Origin of the sequence: Enteractinococcus helveticum (genome assembly GCF_001657475.1) — a bacterium.
GTDB classification, from domain to species: Bacteria; Actinomycetota; Actinomycetes; order Actinomycetales; family Micrococcaceae; genus Yaniella; species Yaniella helvetica.
The window spans coordinates 76,562-94,969 of the sequence record NZ_LXEY01000022.1; the positions used below are offsets into that span (position 1 = coordinate 76,562).

An 18,408-nucleotide genomic window follows, 5' to 3' on the forward strand; every position below is an offset into this window, starting at 1 on the left:
GCTGCTACGCCTGTTCTGGAATAATTACCGAGTCTTGCCCAGAGGCCATCTTCCGTACTCGGAGCGCGTGTTTCATTGGACGCATTTTGGCGTGGGTTTCGGCCAGTTCTTCGGCCGGGTCGGAACCCTCAACGATGCCTCCACCGGCGTATACGCGCACATGGTGGTCATCCTCGATGACGCTGCCGCGTAAGGCGATACCAAATTCGCCGTGCCCGTTGGCATCCAGCCATCCCACCGCACCGGCATATAATCCACGGTCCATCCCGTGGGCTTGGGCTTCTAGCTGCCAGATCGCATCGAGAGCAAGATCTCTCGGGGTGCCACCAACGGCGGCGGTTGGGTTAATCTCAGCTACCAAATCCAGGATTGAAGTGGAAGCGGTCAGCCGTGCTGAGACATCCGTGGCCAGGTGATACACGTTCGGCAAGGCCAGTACAAACGGGGTCTTGGACACCTGCATGTCGGTGGCAAAGGGCGAGAGCTTTTCGACCAGCGAGTCCACAGCGGCCTGATGCTCGAAGATTTGCTTAGGACTATCGGATAACTGTTCGGCAATAAGTTGGTCGTTGGTCGCGACCGTGCGATCCACGGTTCCGGCCAGCACCCGGGCCTTTGCAGCGTCATTTTTGCGCGCGATGAGTAGTTCCGGGGTGGAGCCGATCAGATTGGCGACTTTATAGGTCCAGGCCGTTGGATTATGCTCCGCCAAAGAACGCATTGTAGCCGGGATGTGGAAACCGGCGGCGCTGTGCAGGAGTTCATCCCGGGCTAGCACGACCTTGTCGAGGGCGCCGGTCGTGAGCATTTTGACGGCGGTTCGCACGCTGTCCTGGAATGCGGCTTCGGTCATCTGGGCGGCGATGGGGGTGAAAGGTTCTTCGCCAACGGATGCGGCGTCAGTTGGGAGTTCTGAGAGAAAGACCGCGAAGATTGCGTCGGGGTTGCCGATGGGCTCGGCAGGGTCGTAAATATAGTGCAGCCACGACGAGGTTTCGTCCACGTCCAACACAAACTTTGGAACTGTGACTACCGAATCTGCATCGGATCGGGCATCGAAGGTAAATGCCGCAAAGGCTATCGGGGCACTGGCGCGCAGCCCGTTGGGCAGGACAGGCGCCTCGGGGGCGGTCAGTTCTTCCCACTGGTTGCGGGCTGTGGCGAATCGTTGCGGACCGCGGGTACAGAACCGATAGCGCTCGCCGAAACCAAACTTGCCTCGGTGATGACGAGAAAACGCACTGCTGGCCTGACCAATGATCTGGGTGGGCAGTTGTTCCAGTTGTGCATCAGAAAGCTGAAAGGCTGCGGCGGTAAAAGACATGATAGGCAATAATGTACCGGGTTTTCCGCCCACGCGTGGTTGCCACAGTCCCATGAGGACCACCAGAATATAAGGTGACCGATTGTGGAAAGTAGGTCGGCTATGCAACAGCAGCTGATATGGCCTCGCCGAGTTCGTCTGTGGGCCTGGTTGCGCAAACGCCGTCGTCGTGCCGCAAAACCGCCAACGACGCCGCGCGGACAGCAGCACAGAAAAAGCGCCCAGTGATCAGAGACGAGGCGATGATGTTGGCACCGGATGCAGTAAATTGAGGCCGCAGGGGTGCTCGCACAGCTGAAAATCCACGCCGGTCAAGGTAACGTCGACCGACGAGGGTGTGGAGCGGGGTAAGTTTGTTGACCAGATAAATGTAAGTTTTCAAGACTGTGATTCAGGCTGCCCAAACGGGTCGCTAGTGTAGGGTTGTACGGGTGGATATTTCTATTTCGCTGCCTCCGGGGATTGACGCACTCCAAAAGCACGAACAGCTTTTCGATGCGCTGCTGACCAGCTTGTCCAAGATCGAAGAAGACTTGGCCGAAGCCCTGGTATACGCCGATGGGTTGGCACAGGCCACGACTCGTCATTTGCTGGAAGCCGGAGGCAAACGCGTTCGACCCATCGTGACGGTCCTATCCTCAATGTTGGCTGACGAAAATGTGGCTTCTGGACTCGTGGATGAACCGGAAAAGCCTATCCGTCAAGCTGCGGTGGCCCTAGAACTTACCCATCTGGCCACGTTGTATCACGACGACGTCATGGATGAAGCGGATCAGCGACGCGGTGTGACTGCGGCACATCAGCAATGGTCGAATTCGATTGCGATTCTGGCCGGTGACCTGATTTTTGCCCGAGCTTCGGCCGAAATGGCAAGTCTGGGAACCCGCGCGGTCAAAGAACATTCAATCACCTTTGAAAAACTGGTCTTGGGACAACTGTGGGAAACCGTGGGCCCCGAAGCCGGGGACGATCCACTGCAACACTATCTGCGGGTTATCGATGGCAAAACCGCATCTTTGCTCGCCGCCAGTGCGCTGCTGGGTGCTCTGTTGGCCGGCGGCTCCGAGGAGCTCGTTGAGATCGCTGCAACCTATGGCGGCAACGTGGGGATGGCCTTCCAACTGGCCGACGACATTATTGACCTGACCAGCTCGTCTGATACCTCTGGCAAAGTACAAGGTACTGACCTGAAAGAGCGGGTCCCAACGCTACCGATTCTGTTGCTGCGTGAAGCCGCAGCAACAGGCGATGACAGTGCTATCAAAGCCCTGGAACTAGTCGATGGGCCATTGGATACCGATGCTCAATTGTCCGCAGCCGTCGACGCCGTCGCTGCGCACCCGGTGATTGATCGTGCCTGGCTGCTGACACAGCAGTGGGCTGATAAGGCCATTGTTGCACTGGACGGTTTGCAGGATTCACCGGTCAAAACGGCCCTGGCAGATTTTGCCCGGTACGTCGTCTCGCGCGACGCCTAGTATTTCAGCTCGAACCTAGAACTCCGGTAAGAACGTGGCCGCGGGATTCAGCGTGGCTTTAATATCCTGGGCGATTCGTGCTCGGTGATCAATATCCATGGGTTGGCGCAGGTGCCGGTAGAGCATATCGCCGTCATAGCGTGGGAAAACATGCAGATGGTAGTGCCACACGTGCTGGTTGCCGGCTGGCTCATTGTGTTGCCGGGTTGAAATACCTTCTGGATTCCATGCACGCTTCATGGCGAAGGCAATCTCGCGGGCCATGAGACTGATACGCATCAGTACCCGGTCGGGCAGATCGTAGAGGGCCTCGTAGTGTTTGGTCGGGCAAATCATCACGTGGCCCGCGTTCGGCCCGAAACCGTCTGCGGCGCTAAAGACGATGACGTCGTCGTCCTGGTAAATCAGATCAGACAGTTCGCATCGGTTATTCGGGTCGGCAACGTCACCGTTGACCAGTCCACAGAACGGGCAAACATACCCCGCGGGTGCATGCGAGTAGATCTGTGGGGGAGTCGGGTGGGGGCCGTGGCCGGTGGTGTCAGTCAACGTCGTCCTCCGAGTAGTTCCAGGTCAATATATCGGTGATGAGTTCAGATACTGTCATCTCCGTAGTTTCCCAGGTGCCAGCATGATCGGGCTCATCGGCGCCGACGGTTCGACGGAAGGCGATGGGATCGGGTAGGGATGTCTGGTCGATCGGGACGCCCCACACCGTCGACTCGTCAGCATCCTCGACGAACATGACCATGTCGTCGCGAACTTCTAATTCGTCTGGATCAAAGAAAAAGTGGTTGGTTTCCATCATTTCAGAGACACCCAGGGCCAGATAAAATTCTTGGAGGGCCAGCGGGGCGATGGCCTGGAACGTGGCATCAAGACCGCGGGTCTGGAGTTGTTCGGCTGCGATCGAAGACTCGACGAGCTGTTGTAATTGGTCAGCGTCCATACCGTCATCAACGGTCCATGAACGGTCCAGCAGTTTGGTCACCAAACCCTGGTAGGAGGGATAAAAAACTTGAGTATCTCGTCGAGCCATGCCTTCTAGTGTAGTCGTCGGAGACGTCACAGCTACTGTTGCTTACCGCTGAATTCATAGCTGACAACCAGGATTAGGCGATACGGTAATTACGTAATTAAGATTTACGGTACATCTGTGTCATCAAGAACAAAGGGAAATACGTGTCCGATACTATGCATCGTCCACTGCGGATCGCCGTTGTAGGTGCGGGTCCGGCCGGTGTGTACACCGCAGACTCACTGCAAAAAGCTGATATCGATTTCGACGTGTCGATTGACCTATTCGACCGGTATCCAGCACCTTTTGGTTTGATTCGCTATGGTGTCGCACCCGATCACCCACGCATCAAAGGCATCATTAACGCCCTGCACCGGGTGATGGACCGCGGGGATATTCGCTTTTTAGGCAATATTGAGTACGGTACCGACATACATCTTGAAGATCTGCAAAAACACTATGACGCCATCGTCTTTGCAACCGGTGCCATTAAAGACGCCCGTTTGAATATTCCAGGGGTCGAGGCCGAAAACTCCTTTGGTGCAGCAGACTTTGTGTCCTGGTACGACGGCCACCCTGATGTTGACCGGCACTGGGACCTGTCGGCACGTGAAGTCGCCGTCATTGGCAACGGCAACGTGGCCCTAGATGTAGCCCGAGTGCTTGCCAAACCGGCCAGCCAGATGCTGGAAACCGAAATCCCGGACAACGTCTACCAGGGGCTGAAAGCCTCGCAAGTAACTGACGTGCATGTTTTCGGGCGTCGCGGACCTGCTCAGGTGAAGTTCACTCCGCTGGAATTGCGGGAACTAAAATCCGTTGAAGACGTTGACATCATTCTCTACGAAGATGATTTTGAATTCGATGAAGCCTCCGAAAAGGCCGCCGAAGAATCCAATCAGGTACGCAACATGGTCAATACTTTGACCAACTGGTTGCTCGAACAAGAAGATAGCCCCGAAGGCACCGGCGCATCCCGTCGCTTGCACCTGCACTTCCTGGAAGCACCCGAAGAAATTTTGACTGAGCAGGGCAAAGTCGCCGGCATTCGTATGCAGCGCATGGCATTAGACGGCACCGGGAATGTGCGTGGCACCGGCGAGATGAAGTTCTACCCAGTCCAGGCTGTGTACCGTGCGATCGGCTACTTCGGTTCCGCTGTGCCAGATATTCAGTTCGATGAAGAACGCGGCATTATCAAAAACGATGAAGGCCGGGTGCTGGGAGCTAACGGGAAGCCAGTTCAAGGACTCTACACTGCCGGGTGGATTAAACGCGGTCCTGTGGGCCTGATTGGCCACACCAAGGGCGATGCGCTTGAGACCATTGGTCACATCATTGAAGATGTCGATCACCTGTACACTGCGGAAAATCCTGATGAAGACGCCATCTTGCGGCTGCTAGAACAGCGCGGCGTGGAATATAGTGATTGGAACGGGTGGAAGGAACTCGACAATCACGAAATCAACCTCGGGGATTTAGCCACTGAGTCCGGACCGGTTGAACGTGAACGAGTTAAAGTCGTCGATCGTGACGAACAGGTCCGCATCTCCCGAGCGAAATCCCGGGAAGCCGCACATAGCTAGAGGAAGACAGCATGCAACGCGCAGCACGAAATCGCACAAAAACCTGGTTTCTTTTTGCCCTCATGTTGGGCATCTTGGTAGCCATCGGCGCTGCTATTTCGGGATCCACGGGCAGCAGCATGTGGATCGTGCTCTTTACCGGAATCGGTTTGATCACTACCGCTGTGACCTATTGGAACTCCGATAAGATCGCGCTGCGCAGCATGCAGGCTTATCCGGCCGACCCTAACCAATTCCGCGGGCTGTATGAGATGGTGCATGACCTGGCCCAAAGGGCCGGTCAGCCAGCTCCACGGATTTATATTTCCCCGGCCCAGCAGCCCAATGCATTTGCAACCGGTCGAAATCCGGAACATGCGGCAATCTGTTTTACCGAAGGCATCATGCATTTGCTGAATCCTCGTGAACTGCGGGCAGTCACCGGACACGAGCTGATGCACGTGTACAACCGTGACATCCTCACCTCGTCGGTGGCTGCTGCCTTGGGCACGGTCATTCAAGGTGTGGCTTACATGTTGATGTTCAACCGCAATAACAGCAACGTGTTACTCAACCTTGCTGCTGCGATCCTGGCACCGTTGGCTGCAGCGCTGGTCCAAGCTGGTATCTCTCGAGATCGCGAAACTTCCGCCGATCACGATGGTGCGTTGCTCACCGGGGATCCGATGGCCTTGGCCTCTGCTTTAGAAAAGATCTCCGGTGGTGTCCAACGACACCCGATGCCGGCTGACGATCATCGCGTCAAGGCAGCCTCGCACATGATGATCGCCAACCCTTTTGCTGGCAAGGTGCGCAACTGGTTTTCGACCCACCCACCCGTTGACGAGCGGGTCGATCGTCTGACCCAGCAAGCCCGCGATATGGGACAGCACCAGTAACGTCCCGGCAAGCTTATTTGCCGTGGGACTTCCAATGCTGCTCTAACCAATCATTGATCGGACGCTTCAACAGGTCCTCGCGCGCGGTCTTGACCCAACCCAACGATTCCTCGTGATCGAGCCGAGCATCGCGAGCATCCTGATCTTTTTGTTGGACGTGTCCGGCATTTTCTACCGGCACTGGGCCGCGATCGAGTTCAGCTAGCTGTTCGGCTAGTTGATCTTGGGCCGAGGCGGCCTTTTCCAGACGCGACGGTGCGGTCATGATATCCACCAGTCCGCCGTCGACCATGAGTCCTTTGGGATGACGGAAGCCGTTGCGCAATGCGGGTTGAAGCACGTCGTTGGAGTTGAATGGTAGCTCAACCGCACTCCACCGCAACTGATCGATGGATTCGCCGTCTTGTTCCATCACGTGCAGGTCGCCAACGGTTGAAGGTGAGGTGTAGACGTCGTGGTCAAAAGTGATCAAATACAGCATTGGCAAAGCGCTCCTTGGTCTTATTTGAAATTCACAAATTGTAGTGCGGCGTCTTCGAAATCACGCAATAAGCCCATCGTCGCCTGCAGATCGTCTCGCGACTTCGAGGACACACGCAGCTGATCGCCCTGGATGTTGGCTTTGACTGACTTCGGACCTTCATCGCGGATGAGTTTGGAGATCTTTTTGGCAGTGGCTTGGTCAAGCCCCTCTTTGATTGCAGCCGTAATTTTGTAGTGCTTACCCGAAGCGACCGGTTCCCCGGCGTCCAGCGACTTCAGAGAAATCCCACGCCGGACGAATTTTGATTGCAGCACATCAAGAATGGCGTTCACGCGCTCTTCGGCATTAGCCGTCAGTGTGATCGTGTTGTCAGCGTGATCAATGGACGCATCAGTGTCTTTGAAATCATAGCGTTGCTGAATTTCTTTAGATGCCTGATTTACTGCGTTTGCGACTTCTTGTTTATCCACCTCGGATACGATGTCAAACGTCGATTCCTTGGCCATGAGCTCTCCTTGCAGACACTGGATGACTGGTACTGGTCAAAGTGTAGCGTGAATCCATTGGGGTGCCCCAGACGACGCCGACCGGCGGGCCGTAACTGTTCGGTGACGCTCAGGTAAACACACCGCACGACTCGATTCGCAAAAACAAAAAAGTGCTGGTAAGGTAATCATTCGTGCACGGATGACGTGCACATGGCAGATTACCCAAGCGGCCAACGGGGGCTGACTGTAAATCAGCTGGCATTGCCTTCACTGGTTCGAATCCAGTATCTGCCACCAATTCAATATAGCGCTATGACCTCGGTATGATCCGAGGTCTTTTGCTTTTAACACACGTTACTCCAATAAGCGTCCGTGACGCTGCACCAAGGTCTGGAGTTCTTGTGCACGAGCGGCAAAACTTTCAGGGGGCAGGTCGTGAGTAAAGCCGGTAATGGAAACGGCGGCAATGACGGTACCGCTTAGCCCCAACAGTGGAACTGCAACGGCCGTCATGTCCGCGTCCCATTCATTATTCGACACTGCCCAGCCGCGCTCTTTGGTTTGCGCAAACTCGTTGTCCAGACAGTCCGGGTCAGTGATTGTATGTTGCGTGAAGGCTTCAAGTTCTGTGGCCAGCACTTGGTCTTGGACGGCCTTCTCTGCGAAGGCCAATAACACTTTGCCACTGCTGGTGGCATGGCCCGGTGTTCTGCGTCCGACATATTGGCGGGGGGTAAAGAACTTCTCGGACGGCGCTGATTGGGCAATGTTGACCGCAAAGATTTCATCCAAGATAGCAACATTGGCGGTGAGCTTGAAGTGCTCTGCGACCATTTCGACGAGCAGTTGCGCAGAGCGGGTGAGATCATTCTGTGAACGCACGGTACTGGCTAGCTGCAAGATCCCATGCCCCAGCTCATAGGCCATTGAACCGGGTTGTCGAACAACCAGCTGGTGCTGCTCCAACACGGCCAGCAGACGCGAAGCCGTTGACTTATGCACATCAAGCTCTGCAGCGATCTCGGTGACCGTGGCTTGTTGCAGGCCATTGAGGATCCATAGGACCGTTACCGCACGATCAACTGACTGATTTGAACTCACGCTAGTGACCTTCCAAAAATTGCTCCATTAAAGCCCTTGCGTTGTGACAAAAGGCTCACTACAATTTGTGCCACAAGTCACAGTTGCATCTTACGCATAAGTTGCAACATATGCAACTCAAGGGGTTGGACCATGGAACAACAGACATATTCACCAGACGCAAAGATCGTCATCATCGGAGCCGGCGTCGTCGGTGCGGCACTTGCCGACGAACTGACGCAACGGGGCGCACGCAATGTCACGGTCGTGGATCAAGGACCGCTCTATCAGACCGGCGGCTCATCGTCTCACGCACCGGGCTTTGTGTTTCAGATCAATCCCTCGAAAGCCATGTCTGAGCTAGCACAGCGCACGCTAAATAAACTGGACGAGCTCAACCCCGGTGGCGACGACGACTGGGTGTTGAAACGTGTTGGCGGCATCGAATTGGCATACACGGATGATCAACTGCGCGAACTTAAGCGTCGTCACGGATTCGCTCAAGCATGGGGTGTTGAATCCAAACTCATTGATGCTCAAGGCGTATGCAATCTCTGGTCGGGGATCAATACCGAGGATCTGGTGGGTGCACTGCACACCCCCACCGATGCGGTCGTGCATTCGGTGCGCGCCGTGGAAGCCCAAGCAACCCGAGCCATCGAACACGGCGCAACTTTCCACGGGCATACACAGGTTATTGATCTCGTGGTGGAAGACGGCGCCGTCGTCGGGGTAAAAGTTGTCGATGCATTGACCGGGGACCATGAGCGTGTCATCGAAGCTGACTTTGTCGTCGCTGCCGGCGGTATCTGGGGGCCAACTATCGGCAAATGGCTGGGCAAAAACCTGCCAATGCAACCGATCGAACACGGCATGGGCTTTAGCCATGACCTCGATGAATTCCAAGACGCCGTCAATGATGAAGCCTGTAACTATCCCATCGTCCGTCACCAAGGGGCGGGACTGTATTTCCGGCAGCAGGGCAAAACGCTGGCGGTGGGGGCCTACGAGCACCGTCCGCTGGAAGTACGCCAAGACGAAATTGCCTCACCAAACGCCGCACATACTTCGGGACGCCAACCTGCCATTCACGATTTCACCTATCAGGATTACGCACCAACCTGGGAAGAAATTCAGCGGGTTTATCCTTCGGCGGGCAAAGCAGGACTGGATGAAGAACGTTCCTTCAACGGGCTGTTCTCTTTTACCCCCGACGGCGGACCGCTGCTTGGCCCGTCCAACACTATTCGGGGCATGTGGTTAGCCCAAGCCGTCTGGGTCACCGCATCGGCCGGTGTTGCACAAGTCGTGGCCGACTGGATGACCACCGGCAACCCGGGCATCGATACCTCAGAGCTTGATATCGCCCGCTTCGACACCCAGCTGCTCTCCCCAGAATTTGCGCGCCAGAAGGGTCTGGAATCCTACGACGAGGTCTACGATATTCGTCACCCGCGTGCTGCCTCTGCCAAATTGCGTCGACTGCGCACCTCACCGTTTTACTTCCATCAAAAACTCGCCGGCGCCCACTTCGTTGAAGCCAACGGTTGGGAACGCCCCCTGTGGTTGGATGAAAACCGGCGGCTTCTAGAAGAGGCCGATCTGGCTTTTCCGAAAATCCCGATGTGGGACACCTCGGAGTTCTCCCCGATCGCGGTCGCTGAAGCCTGGGCCACCCGGAACCGGGTCGCGATGTACGACATGACATCGTTGACGCGCTACCGTGTGGAAGGCCCGGATGCCACCGCCCTACTGGAGCGCCTCACCACCAATAAAGTCTCGAAAGCACCCGGCTCGGTCACCTATTCACTCATGCTGGATGCCACCGGCGGGATCCTTTCGGACATCACCGTTACCCGAGTAACGGAAAACGAATACATGATCGGCGCCAATAACCACCGCGATCTGATACACCTGAAAAATAATGTTCGCCCCGGCGAGCATGTCACCATCACCGATATCTCCCCGGGCACCTGCTGCATCGGTCTATGGGGGCCCCACGCCCGCGATGTGCTGAGCAAACTGACCGACGACGACATCAGTCATGAGGGCTTCGGCTACTTTAAAGCCAAACAAATCTACGTTGCCGCCGTTCCAGTCTTGGCGCTGCGAGTCTCTTATGTTGGCGAACTGGGCTGGGAGCTCTACGCCACCGCAGACCACGGTGCCCGCCTGTGGGAAGAAATCGACGCCGCAGGACGAGAATACGGCCTGATCATTGGTGGACGGCTCGCATTCAACGCATTACGTCTGGAAAAGGGCTACCGCTCCTACGGAGCAGATATCACCCGCGAACACCGCCCCGACCAAGCTGGGCTCGGATTTGCGGTGTCCAAGGTCAAAACTGATTACCTCGGCCACGATGCCCTGGCCACGCCACCACAAACCCAGCGCCGCATGGTGTCGTTGACCTCCGCTTTCCCGTTTGGCTCGCCGAACCCCGGTTCCCCGGTACGCAACCACGCCGGCGAAACAATTGGCTACACCGCTTCTTCGGACTTCGGATATACAGTCGGCAAAACGATCACCTATGCATGGTTAGAACCCGAATATACCGAACCTGGTGCCCAGGTCGTCATCCAGCATTTCGATCGATCGGTGCCCGCTGAAGTTGCCATGGATCCGCTCTATGACCCTGAGGGAAGCAAGATCCGTCGCTAAAGTCACAGCACTGCATGCACAGGCCACCGGTGGTAGGGCCCTACCACCGGTGGCCTGTTCACAGCTGCTTAGCCATAGACCGGGTCAGCTGCTTTTGGAGCCCCGATCCCCGGATCAATTTGATGAGGACCATCGGCCGATGGTCGGATATCGAAATCGAAAATTGCCGTCGGAATGTACACGGTCGAACACGAGTTCGGAATATCGACAACAGAGGATAGTCGCCCCTCAACCGGTGCGGCTCCCAGTAGTAAGTACGCCTGCTCGGGGGAGTAGCCGAACGTGGCCAGATAGTCGATGGCGTGCAAGATGGCCCGTTGATACGACAAGTGTGAATCAAGATAGCGTTGCTCGCCGTCCAACGTGACCGAAGTGCCAGAAAAAGCGATCCATTCACTGAATTGTGGATCCTGTCGGCCCGGCATAAAGATTGCGTTCTCGGACACCCCATAGAGCTCCATGCCGTTTTTGATCACATCGACGTGCAGCTCCATATAGCCACCCATCTCGATCCCACCACAGAACGTGATTTCTCCATCACCCTGGGAGAAGTGTAAGTCGCCGATCGAAAAGTTCGCACCTTCGACAAACACCGGGTAGAAGGCTCTGGTCCCTTTGGTCAGGTTCTTAATGTCTTGGTTGCCACCGTTTTCTCGTGGGGGAGCGGTGCGTGCTGCTTCGGCCCCGATGCGCTCGCGGTCGGCTTGGGGAACACTACCTAGCACCGACTCTTCAGGCTCCGGGGGCAACGCTAGCGGTGGGACGCGGTCTGGATCGGTGGCGATCAGCGCGGCTTCACGAGCATTCCATTTGGCCAACAGTTCAGCACTGGGCGCGGTGGCCATAATGCCGGGGTGAATCAGTCCTTCAAATTTCACACCGGGGATATGGCGCGACGTCGCCCACGGGCCATGAAAATCCCAGACAGCCTTATACGCGTCGGGGAACTGCTCGACGAGAAAACTACCACCATTGGATTTTGCGAAGATCCCGGTATAACCCCACCCCTGTCCAGCCAGTGGTCCCTGTTCCTGCGGAATCGGTCCGACATCGAGAATATCGACAATCAGCAAGTCGCCGGGTTGGGCACCTTCGATCCGAAATGGCCCAGACAATCCATGCACCTTTTTCATCGGTGCATTGAGAATATCGTCAGCAGAGTCATCATTTTTGATGTCACCGTCGAACCATTCTCGCGAGTCTACTCGGAAGCTGTCTCCAGGTTTGACGGTGGCCACCGGTGGGATTTCTGGGTGGTATCGGTTGTGGCCGATCTTTTCTTGGTCAGTAAACGGTTTGGACGAATCAAGTGGAAAAAGATTGCCAAGCATAGCCAGTTGCTCCTCCGTTACGGAAACAAGCCCCTAAGGTCGGGGCAATTTGTGATGCAGTGGGTTGCGAGTCATAGGTGTTGAGGGGCGCTTGCTAGTACGAGTGCCCGAGATGGAGTTGACGACCTGCGGTGCTTCGGCGGTCGCTTTGGTTGCGTCGAGAACGCGCATTTGTGCAGAGCTGCTCTTGGACGGACCGATCGCTGGCATCTGGCTCACGGCGTTTTGGCCACAGCCCGGGCATGCGACGGTGTCGGGTTTGTCGTGCATGGAAAAGAAGACTTCGAAAACATCACCGTCGGGACACCGGTAATCATAGAGCGGCATATAACATGTTCCTCTCACTGACGCTGCGCGTCGATAATGCTGAGCCAAACATGTTGATCACGAAACCACAACGGGTCTGACTTGGAGCGCAGCACATTCCATGCCGTTAAAGAACGGTCTAATACCGGTTGGACGAAATTGCGTTGTGCCTGATTGGACCCGAACCGGTCGGATTTCATTGAACAAATTACCTGCCGCAGCATGCAGTTGGTTGACAGTAACCTCGCGACGGGTCGTAAGGTGAAGATATGAGCCGTCCCAAAATTGTCATCAAACGAATCTATGATGACGCCGATGATTCCGATGGAAAACGAGTCCTCGTGGATCGAATCTGGCCGCGTGGTGTGAGCAAAGAAGATGCTCAGTTAGATGCGTGGCTCAAAGATATTGCGCCAAGTTCTGATCTGCGCACCTGGTGGGACCATGACCCCGACCGGCTCGAAGAATTCGCTGGACGATACGAGCAGGAACTTTCCGATGACGACCACGCTGACGCGGTAGACGAGCTCATTGATCTGATTCACGATAACGAGCGCGTGACGCTGCTCTATGCCGCCAAAGATGAAAACATCAATCACGCCAACATCTTGCAAGACTATTTGCGGCGGTATAGCTGATGGGAGATCCAGCGTGCTGGCTCGACCAGTTGTGTCCCAACTGTTCAGCGATGCTTGACGAGACATCTTCAGGAACTACTGTCACGTGTTGGCGCTGTGGTGCGCAGGTACGCTTCGACGACGAAGGCCCCATTGTCCTCTGAGGCCATCTCGGCTGGGTAGAATTACCAACCGATTCATTTTCGTGCCCATCACCCACTTGACTGTGATGTGAACCACTGGATATATTTACTGCAACGCTGTTGCGTTCAAGACAACTTTCTGAATCGCGCAGTCTTTGACCGGCACTTCGCCGTAATTATGACCCCGTATATTGGGGAGTCAAGGAGTAGACATGTCTTCAGTTTTTCTCGAAGACCTTGATGCCGATACTTATGCACAGTATCTCGGCCGAGAAGCATCCACGGTTATTATTCCCACCGGTGCCACCGAACAACACGGGCCACACATGCCACTTGGCGTCGATGCCATGTTGTCGTCAGCGATTGCGGCAGCTGTTGCAGAAGAAATTGGCGCGTTGGTAGCGCCGGTTTTCTCTTACGGTTATAAGTCGCAGCCGCGGTCTGGGGGCGGTGATCACCGCGTTGGTACCACCAGTGTGAGTGGCACGACAATGATCCACCTCGTTGAAGACGTGGTCGGCTCATTCCTAGAGCAGGGATTCCAAAACGTTGTTGTTTTAAACGGCCATTTTGAGAATTATCAGTTCATCTACGAAGGCTTAGATAATGCGATTGCCAAGGCACGCGCCAGCAGAACCTCAGCTCGAGGAGTGCTGATGTCGTACTGGGACTTCGTTGACGATGCCACTCTACAAAGCGTTTTCCCAAACGGATTCCTCGGCTGGGATATCGAACACGGAGGCGTTTTGGAAACCTCCCTTATGCTGTTGCTCCATCCAGAAAAAGTCGACATGTCTCGAGTCGTAGATCATCCGCCTGCACAATTGACCAATTACGACATTTTTCCCGAAGATCCGACCCGCACGCCCTCCAGTGGTTGCTTGTCCTCGGCAATAGATGCGACTGCCGAAAAAGGTCAGCAGCTCTTCGCAGCCGTTCGAGGTGCACTCGCTTCAGCTCTAATCTCAGAGCTTCAACTCATGGCTGCCACACGAAAGGCGCATTGACGTGACCAGTGCTAAAACTTCGAAAGTATCGGTCGAATACGCAGGCGAGCAGCCTGTGGAATCAGGCGAACAGCCTCCGGTTGAAGTACCTCGGTTCATGGGCCGACAAATTCCACCCCTAGACCGACTGCTCATCACGATCATTCCTCCGGTACTCATCGTTGCCGCGGTTATTTGGGTGATCGTTAATCCCAATGGTGCCGCCGAAACGATCTCGATGCTGAGGACATTTGTGACCGGGGAATTCACCTGGCTGTTCATCATGTACTCACTGATTGCACTGATTGTTTGTATCTGGGCTGCATTTAGTAAATTCGGCAAAGTCCGTCTTGGTGGTCCCAAAGCGAAACCTACGCACGGACGCTTCGCGTGGTACTCTATGCTCTTTGCCTGTGGGCAGGGCATCGGACTGATTTTCTGGTCTGTAGCCGAACCCATCATGCTACGTGATGAGAATCCCGTGATACCGGTCGTCGGAGCAGGCGGCGCAGAAGAGGGCGCGATCGTCTGGACCTACTTCCACTGGGGATTAACGGCCTGGGCGATGTACTGTGTCGTGGCGCTCTGCTTGGCGTACTCGCATCACAACCTTGGCAAAACGCTAACTTTCCGTGAAGCAACCGTCGATATTCTGCCGAAGAAAGCACGGCGCCCCGCCGGGGTTGTCATCGAACTCTTGGCCATTATCGCCACCGTGCTCGGTTTGGCTACTTCATTTGGTTTTGCAGCCATGCAGTTCAGCTCGGGCATTACGTCGTTTACGGGTATTGAATCTGGGCCGGTCATGTGGATGATCGTGATCGGCGCCTTCGCCGTGGTTACTGGCATCTCAGCCTATATCGGCATTAACAAGGGGATGGCACGACTTTCAGCAGTGAACTCGATTCTAAGTATCGTACTTGTCGTGGCGGTGTTCGTCTTCGGCCCGACGATTTATATGCTGTCGACCATGACCCAAACGTTCGGTACATTCGGTCAGAATTTCTTGTCAATGAGTTTCTTCACCGATTTCCAACTCGCGGCCGGCTCGCTTGATACATGGCAGGACAGCTGGAATGGCTGGTGGACAGTTTTCATCTGGTGCTGGGTTATTGCTTTCTCACCGTTTGTTGCAGGCTTTATCGCTCGCATCTCCCGGGGTCGCACCATACGCGAGTTCGTCCTCGGCGTGACCGTCATCCCGTCGCTTATTGTGATGGTGTGGGTCGGCGTCATCGGTGTTGCAGCGATCTACTACGACGACCAGTTGGATCGCTCTATCAGTGAGCAAGTTGCAGGAGATACCTCAAGCGGGCTATTTGTCATGCTTGATCAGATTCCGGTTGTTGGAACCATCCTGCTTGTCGCGGCCACAGTACTCGTGGCCACCTATTACATCACCTCGCTGGACTCTGGGACCTATGCGTTGGGTGAGTTCGTGACAGCACCGCGCAAATCCAGTCCGATTTTCCGTGTTGTGTTGGTACTGAGTATTGGAACCGTGGCGACTGTGCTGCTGTCGATCGGCGGTGAGGCAGTCGTAGACACCGTCCAGACCGGGACCATCATTGGCGCCTTCCCATTCTCGTTCGTGATCCTGCTGATGATCGCAAATCTGATCCGACGACTACATAAGCGCAATAAGAAAATCCGTCGTATGGAGCGGGCTATTAATGACCCGAATCCTCATCGAGTGCTGATTCCTGATCCCGACGGTGAGGGCTTCACCGAGCCGGCTGACGACGCCACCACTGTCGCGTCACGCCCGCCAGGATCCGCTGATCACTCGTCCTAGCCATTGAACTAAGCAAAACGGGCGCATCCCCTCAGGGAGGCGCCCGTTTTGTCGTGTCTTAACACGGTCAGGACACCTCGTCGCAAGCTTTGCAAAGATTTTCTAAAAGACCCCTTGACAGTGAGGATTCTCACACATATCCTGAATGCAACGGCGTTGCACTGATCGCAACTTGATCGGTTGCCGGTTTTCAATTCAGAGCGGCGGGAATCAGCCTGCGAGGCTCTAGACCTACTCACCACTATGGTTCAGCACCAAGCACACGGGCTGAGAATATTTCAAGGAGAACCACATGGCTAATGTCACTAATGTCAGCGAGTTGGAACGTCTGAAGACCCTCCACAACGGTGAAAAGCAGCCGTTGACTTTCTCGGACGCTGAGTTTGAGCGTCGTTTAGCCGGTCTGCGCTCGATTATGGCCGAAAAAGAACTCGACGCGGTCATCTTGACGAGCTATCAGAGCATCAAATATTACTCGGACTTCCTCTTCACATACTTCGGTCGCTCCTATGCGCTGGTCGTGACACAACAGGAATCCATATCGGTGACTGCCAATATTGACGCTGGTATGCCATGGCGCACCAGCTACGGTGACAACATTGTGTACACCGACTGGCGCCGCGACAATTTCTACTACGGTCTGCAAGAAGCACTAAACCGCCAGGGCATTAGCGCCAAACGTATTGGTGTAGAAGATGACACTGTGACCACCATGCAGCGCAAAGCACTCCAGGACACCTTCCCGTCAGCACAGTTGACGGACGTCTCCCAGGCCGCAATGCGTCAGCGCATGATCAAATCTGCCGAAGAGATTGAGGTCATCAAACACGGTGCCCGCATCGGCGATATCGGTGGTGAAGCCATCAAGGCTGCGATTCGCGAGGGCATTACCGAATACGAGGTCGCCCTGATTGGTGTCGAGGCGATGACGCACGAAATCGCCAAAACCTTCCCAGACCAAGAGGTGCGTGACACCTGGGTGTGGTTCCAATCCGGAATTAACACCGACGGTGCACACAACTGGGCAACCACTCGCAAACTACAACGCGGTGACCTGCTGTCATTGAACTGCTTCCCGATGACCTCGGGCTACTACACTGCACTCGAGCGCACTCTGACACTGGGGCAACCAGACGCTCGCACGCTGGAACTGTGGAAGGCCAATGTGGAAGTCCACGAAGCCGGCCTGGAACTGATCAAACCGGGAGCTGTGTGCAAGGACATCGCACACGAACTCAACGAGATCTTCATTGGCCACGGTCTGCTACCAAACCGTACCTTCGGCTACGGCCACTCCTTTGGGGTGCTGTCGCACTACTACGGCCGCGAAGCCGGACTAGAACTGCGCGAAGACATCGATACCGTCCTGGAACCAGGCATGGTCGTGTCGATAGAGCCAATGATCACCGTCATGGAGGGCGAACCTGGCGCCGGTGGCTACCGGGAGCACGACATCCTGGTCGTTGGAGAAGAAGGCGCTGAGAACATCACTAAGTTCCCGTTTGGCCCAGAACACAACATCATCGATGCCTAACAACCACTTGATCAGGAACTGATACCGCCTGATTGAGGACGAATAGAGCGCGAAAACGGGGGCCTCGAACAGCTGAGCTGTTCGAGGCCCTGCCGTTGTATGCATGCCTCGTGGCGTTTAGAGCTCGGTGTAGTCAGTCCGCAATGCGGTAGCCAGCGCTTCGAGATCCCTGGAGACGGGGTGGGTGAGTTCTCGATGGCTTTGAGCAGCTTCCGTGATATCGACAACGAACCAGGTGGAGTCATGCACCATGGGCAGCGGGCCGCCTTGCGTCGTCGACATTCGAGCTTGAATCTCATCGATAACGACCTCGTTCTCCGAATGCGCCATGACGACGCTTTCGGCACACCGTCGTCCCGTCACAAGACCGTGCTCATCGCCGGCGTCGAAGGCATAATCTCCACTGCTGCCCTCAGGACAGCCCAGATGACGATCAACGGCCTCGAATAATTCATCCACATTGTTAAAGTCGACGGGCTCAACTTCGCCGACATCATCGGGCATCCCGCACCCGCTCAGTACGAGCCCGGCCACGACCCCAACGAGGGTTGGTCTGATGAATTCTCGCAACGAACGGTCCTTTCTAGAAGGCGCCAGGTTATCGGAAGGCGCAGTGCAAGCGTAGGTCAGGGGGATTGTGAACGCTGAGTCGTGCAGCGTCGGTATGTGGTTGAACCATGCTTATGACACTAATGACTT

The 18,408-nt window shown here is 55.4% G+C and carries 18 protein-coding genes and 1 tRNA gene; 9 read left to right on the forward strand and 10 right to left on the reverse strand.

Annotation, left to right across the window (positions count from 1 at the left end):
• Window positions 1–4 precede the first annotated feature (4 nt).
• Both A6F49_RS12310 and A6F49_RS17765 read right to left on the reverse strand, forming a co-directional pair.
• A complete protein-coding gene (locus tag A6F49_RS12310; RefSeq protein WP_161485818.1) occupies window positions 5–1,324 on the reverse strand; it encodes an isochorismate synthase in 1,320 nt (439 codons plus the stop codon).
• Window positions 1,325–1,424: 100 nt separating this feature from the next.
• A complete protein-coding gene (locus A6F49_RS17765) occupies window positions 1,425–1,706 on the reverse strand; it encodes a hypothetical protein (RefSeq protein ID WP_150119488.1) in 282 nt (93 codons plus the stop codon).
• A gap of 49 nt (window positions 1,707–1,755) precedes the next feature.
• On the opposite strand from A6F49_RS17765, the gene A6F49_RS12315 reads away from it, so the two are divergent.
• On the forward strand, window positions 1,756–2,802 hold the full coding sequence (locus A6F49_RS12315; protein WP_043058830.1) for a polyprenyl synthetase family protein: 1,047 nt from the start codon (window positions 1,756–1,758) through the stop codon (window positions 2,800–2,802).
• Between the two features lie 15 nt (window positions 2,803–2,817).
• Here A6F49_RS12315 and A6F49_RS12320 read toward each other — a convergent pair whose 3' ends face one another.
• Both A6F49_RS12320 and A6F49_RS12325 read right to left on the reverse strand, forming a co-directional pair.
• A complete protein-coding gene (locus tag A6F49_RS12320) occupies window positions 2,818–3,351 on the reverse strand; it encodes an HIT family protein (protein ID WP_235604987.1) in 534 nt (177 codons plus the stop codon).
• A complete protein-coding gene (locus tag A6F49_RS12325) occupies window positions 3,344–3,841 on the reverse strand; it encodes a hypothetical protein (protein WP_043058829.1) in 498 nt (165 codons plus the stop codon). Before A6F49_RS12325 ends, A6F49_RS12320 begins: the two co-directional genes overlap by 8 nt.
• 155 nt (window positions 3,842–3,996) lie before the next feature.
• Here A6F49_RS12325 and A6F49_RS12330 point away from each other — a divergent pair, with 155 nt between their 5' ends.
• Both A6F49_RS12330 and A6F49_RS12335 read left to right on the forward strand, forming a co-directional pair.
• A complete protein-coding gene (locus A6F49_RS12330) occupies window positions 3,997–5,406 on the forward strand; it encodes an FAD-dependent oxidoreductase (RefSeq protein ID WP_043058970.1) in 1,410 nt (469 codons plus the stop codon).
• Window positions 5,407–5,417: 11 nt separating this feature from the next.
• Entirely contained in the window at window positions 5,418–6,284 is an 867-nt protein-coding gene (locus tag A6F49_RS12335; protein ID WP_043058828.1) for a M48 family metalloprotease, read from the forward strand.
• Window positions 6,285–6,297: 13 nt separating this feature from the next.
• Here the strand turns inward: A6F49_RS12335 and A6F49_RS12340 are convergent, their stop codons facing one another.
• Together A6F49_RS12340 and A6F49_RS12345 are read right to left on the reverse strand one after the other, a co-directional pair.
• Window positions 6,298–6,765: a hypothetical protein gene (locus tag A6F49_RS12340; protein ID WP_043058827.1), complete on the reverse strand. Its 468-nt coding sequence runs from the start codon at window positions 6,763–6,765 to the stop codon at window positions 6,298–6,300.
• A gap of 20 nt (window positions 6,766–6,785) precedes the next feature.
• Window positions 6,786–7,274 carry a YajQ family cyclic di-GMP-binding protein gene (locus tag A6F49_RS12345; protein ID WP_043058826.1) on the reverse strand — a complete coding sequence of 163 codons (489 nt, stop codon included), beginning with the start codon at window positions 7,272–7,274 and terminating at the stop codon, window positions 6,786–6,788.
• A 194-nt stretch (window positions 7,275–7,468) separates the two neighbouring features.
• Between A6F49_RS12345 and A6F49_RS12350 the strand changes: the two genes are divergently transcribed.
• Window positions 7,469–7,553 (forward strand) — tRNA-Tyr (locus tag A6F49_RS12350).
• Between the two features lie 57 nt (window positions 7,554–7,610).
• Here A6F49_RS12350 and A6F49_RS12355 read toward each other — a convergent pair.
• Window positions 7,611–8,357 (reverse strand): IclR family transcriptional regulator, encoded by a 747-nt coding sequence (locus tag A6F49_RS12355; protein WP_043058825.1) that lies wholly within the window; start codon window positions 8,355–8,357, stop codon window positions 7,611–7,613.
• Between the two features lie 132 nt (window positions 8,358–8,489).
• Between A6F49_RS12355 and A6F49_RS12360 the strand changes: the two genes are divergently transcribed.
• Window positions 8,490–10,997, forward strand: coding sequence for a GcvT family protein (locus tag A6F49_RS12360; RefSeq protein ID WP_043058824.1), 2,508 nt, complete (start codon window positions 8,490–8,492; stop codon window positions 10,995–10,997).
• A 68-nt stretch (window positions 10,998–11,065) separates the two neighbouring features.
• Here A6F49_RS12360 and fmdA read toward each other — a convergent pair whose 3' ends face one another.
• Window positions 11,066–12,328, reverse strand: a complete 1,263-nt coding sequence (gene fmdA / locus A6F49_RS12365) for a formamidase (protein ID WP_043058823.1) — start codon at window positions 12,326–12,328, stop codon at window positions 11,066–11,068.
• A gap of 33 nt (window positions 12,329–12,361) precedes the next feature.
• Complete coding sequence (locus tag A6F49_RS12370) at window positions 12,362–12,655, reverse strand: FmdB family zinc ribbon protein (protein ID WP_043058822.1); 294 nt, start codon at window positions 12,653–12,655, stop codon at window positions 12,362–12,364.
• Window positions 12,656–12,903: 248 nt separating this feature from the next.
• Between A6F49_RS12370 and A6F49_RS12375 the strand changes: the two genes are divergently transcribed.
• The 4 genes from A6F49_RS12375 (at window position 12,904) to A6F49_RS12390 (ending at window position 17,709) form a co-directional block, all read left to right on the forward strand.
• Entirely contained in the window at window positions 12,904–13,272 is a 369-nt protein-coding gene (locus A6F49_RS12375) for a DUF488 domain-containing protein (protein ID WP_043058821.1), read from the forward strand.
• Between the two features lie 334 nt (window positions 13,273–13,606).
• Window positions 13,607–14,401 carry a creatininase gene (locus A6F49_RS12380; protein ID WP_043058820.1) on the forward strand — a complete coding sequence of 265 codons (795 nt, stop codon included), beginning with the start codon at window positions 13,607–13,609 and terminating at the stop codon, window positions 14,399–14,401.
• A gap of 1 nt (window position 14,402) precedes the next feature.
• Window positions 14,403–16,175: a BCCT family transporter gene (locus A6F49_RS12385; RefSeq protein ID WP_327019966.1), complete on the forward strand. Its 1,773-nt coding sequence runs from the start codon at window positions 14,403–14,405 to the stop codon at window positions 16,173–16,175.
• A 292-nt stretch (window positions 16,176–16,467) separates the two neighbouring features.
• Window positions 16,468–17,709, forward strand: coding sequence for an aminopeptidase P family protein (locus A6F49_RS12390; RefSeq protein ID WP_043058819.1), 1,242 nt, complete (start codon window positions 16,468–16,470; stop codon window positions 17,707–17,709).
• A gap of 117 nt (window positions 17,710–17,826) precedes the next feature.
• On the opposite strand, the gene A6F49_RS12395 is transcribed toward A6F49_RS12390, so the two are convergent.
• Entirely contained in the window at window positions 17,827–18,279 is a 453-nt protein-coding gene (locus A6F49_RS12395) for a hypothetical protein (RefSeq protein WP_043058818.1), read from the reverse strand.
• Window positions 18,280–18,408: the final 129 nt, after the last annotated feature.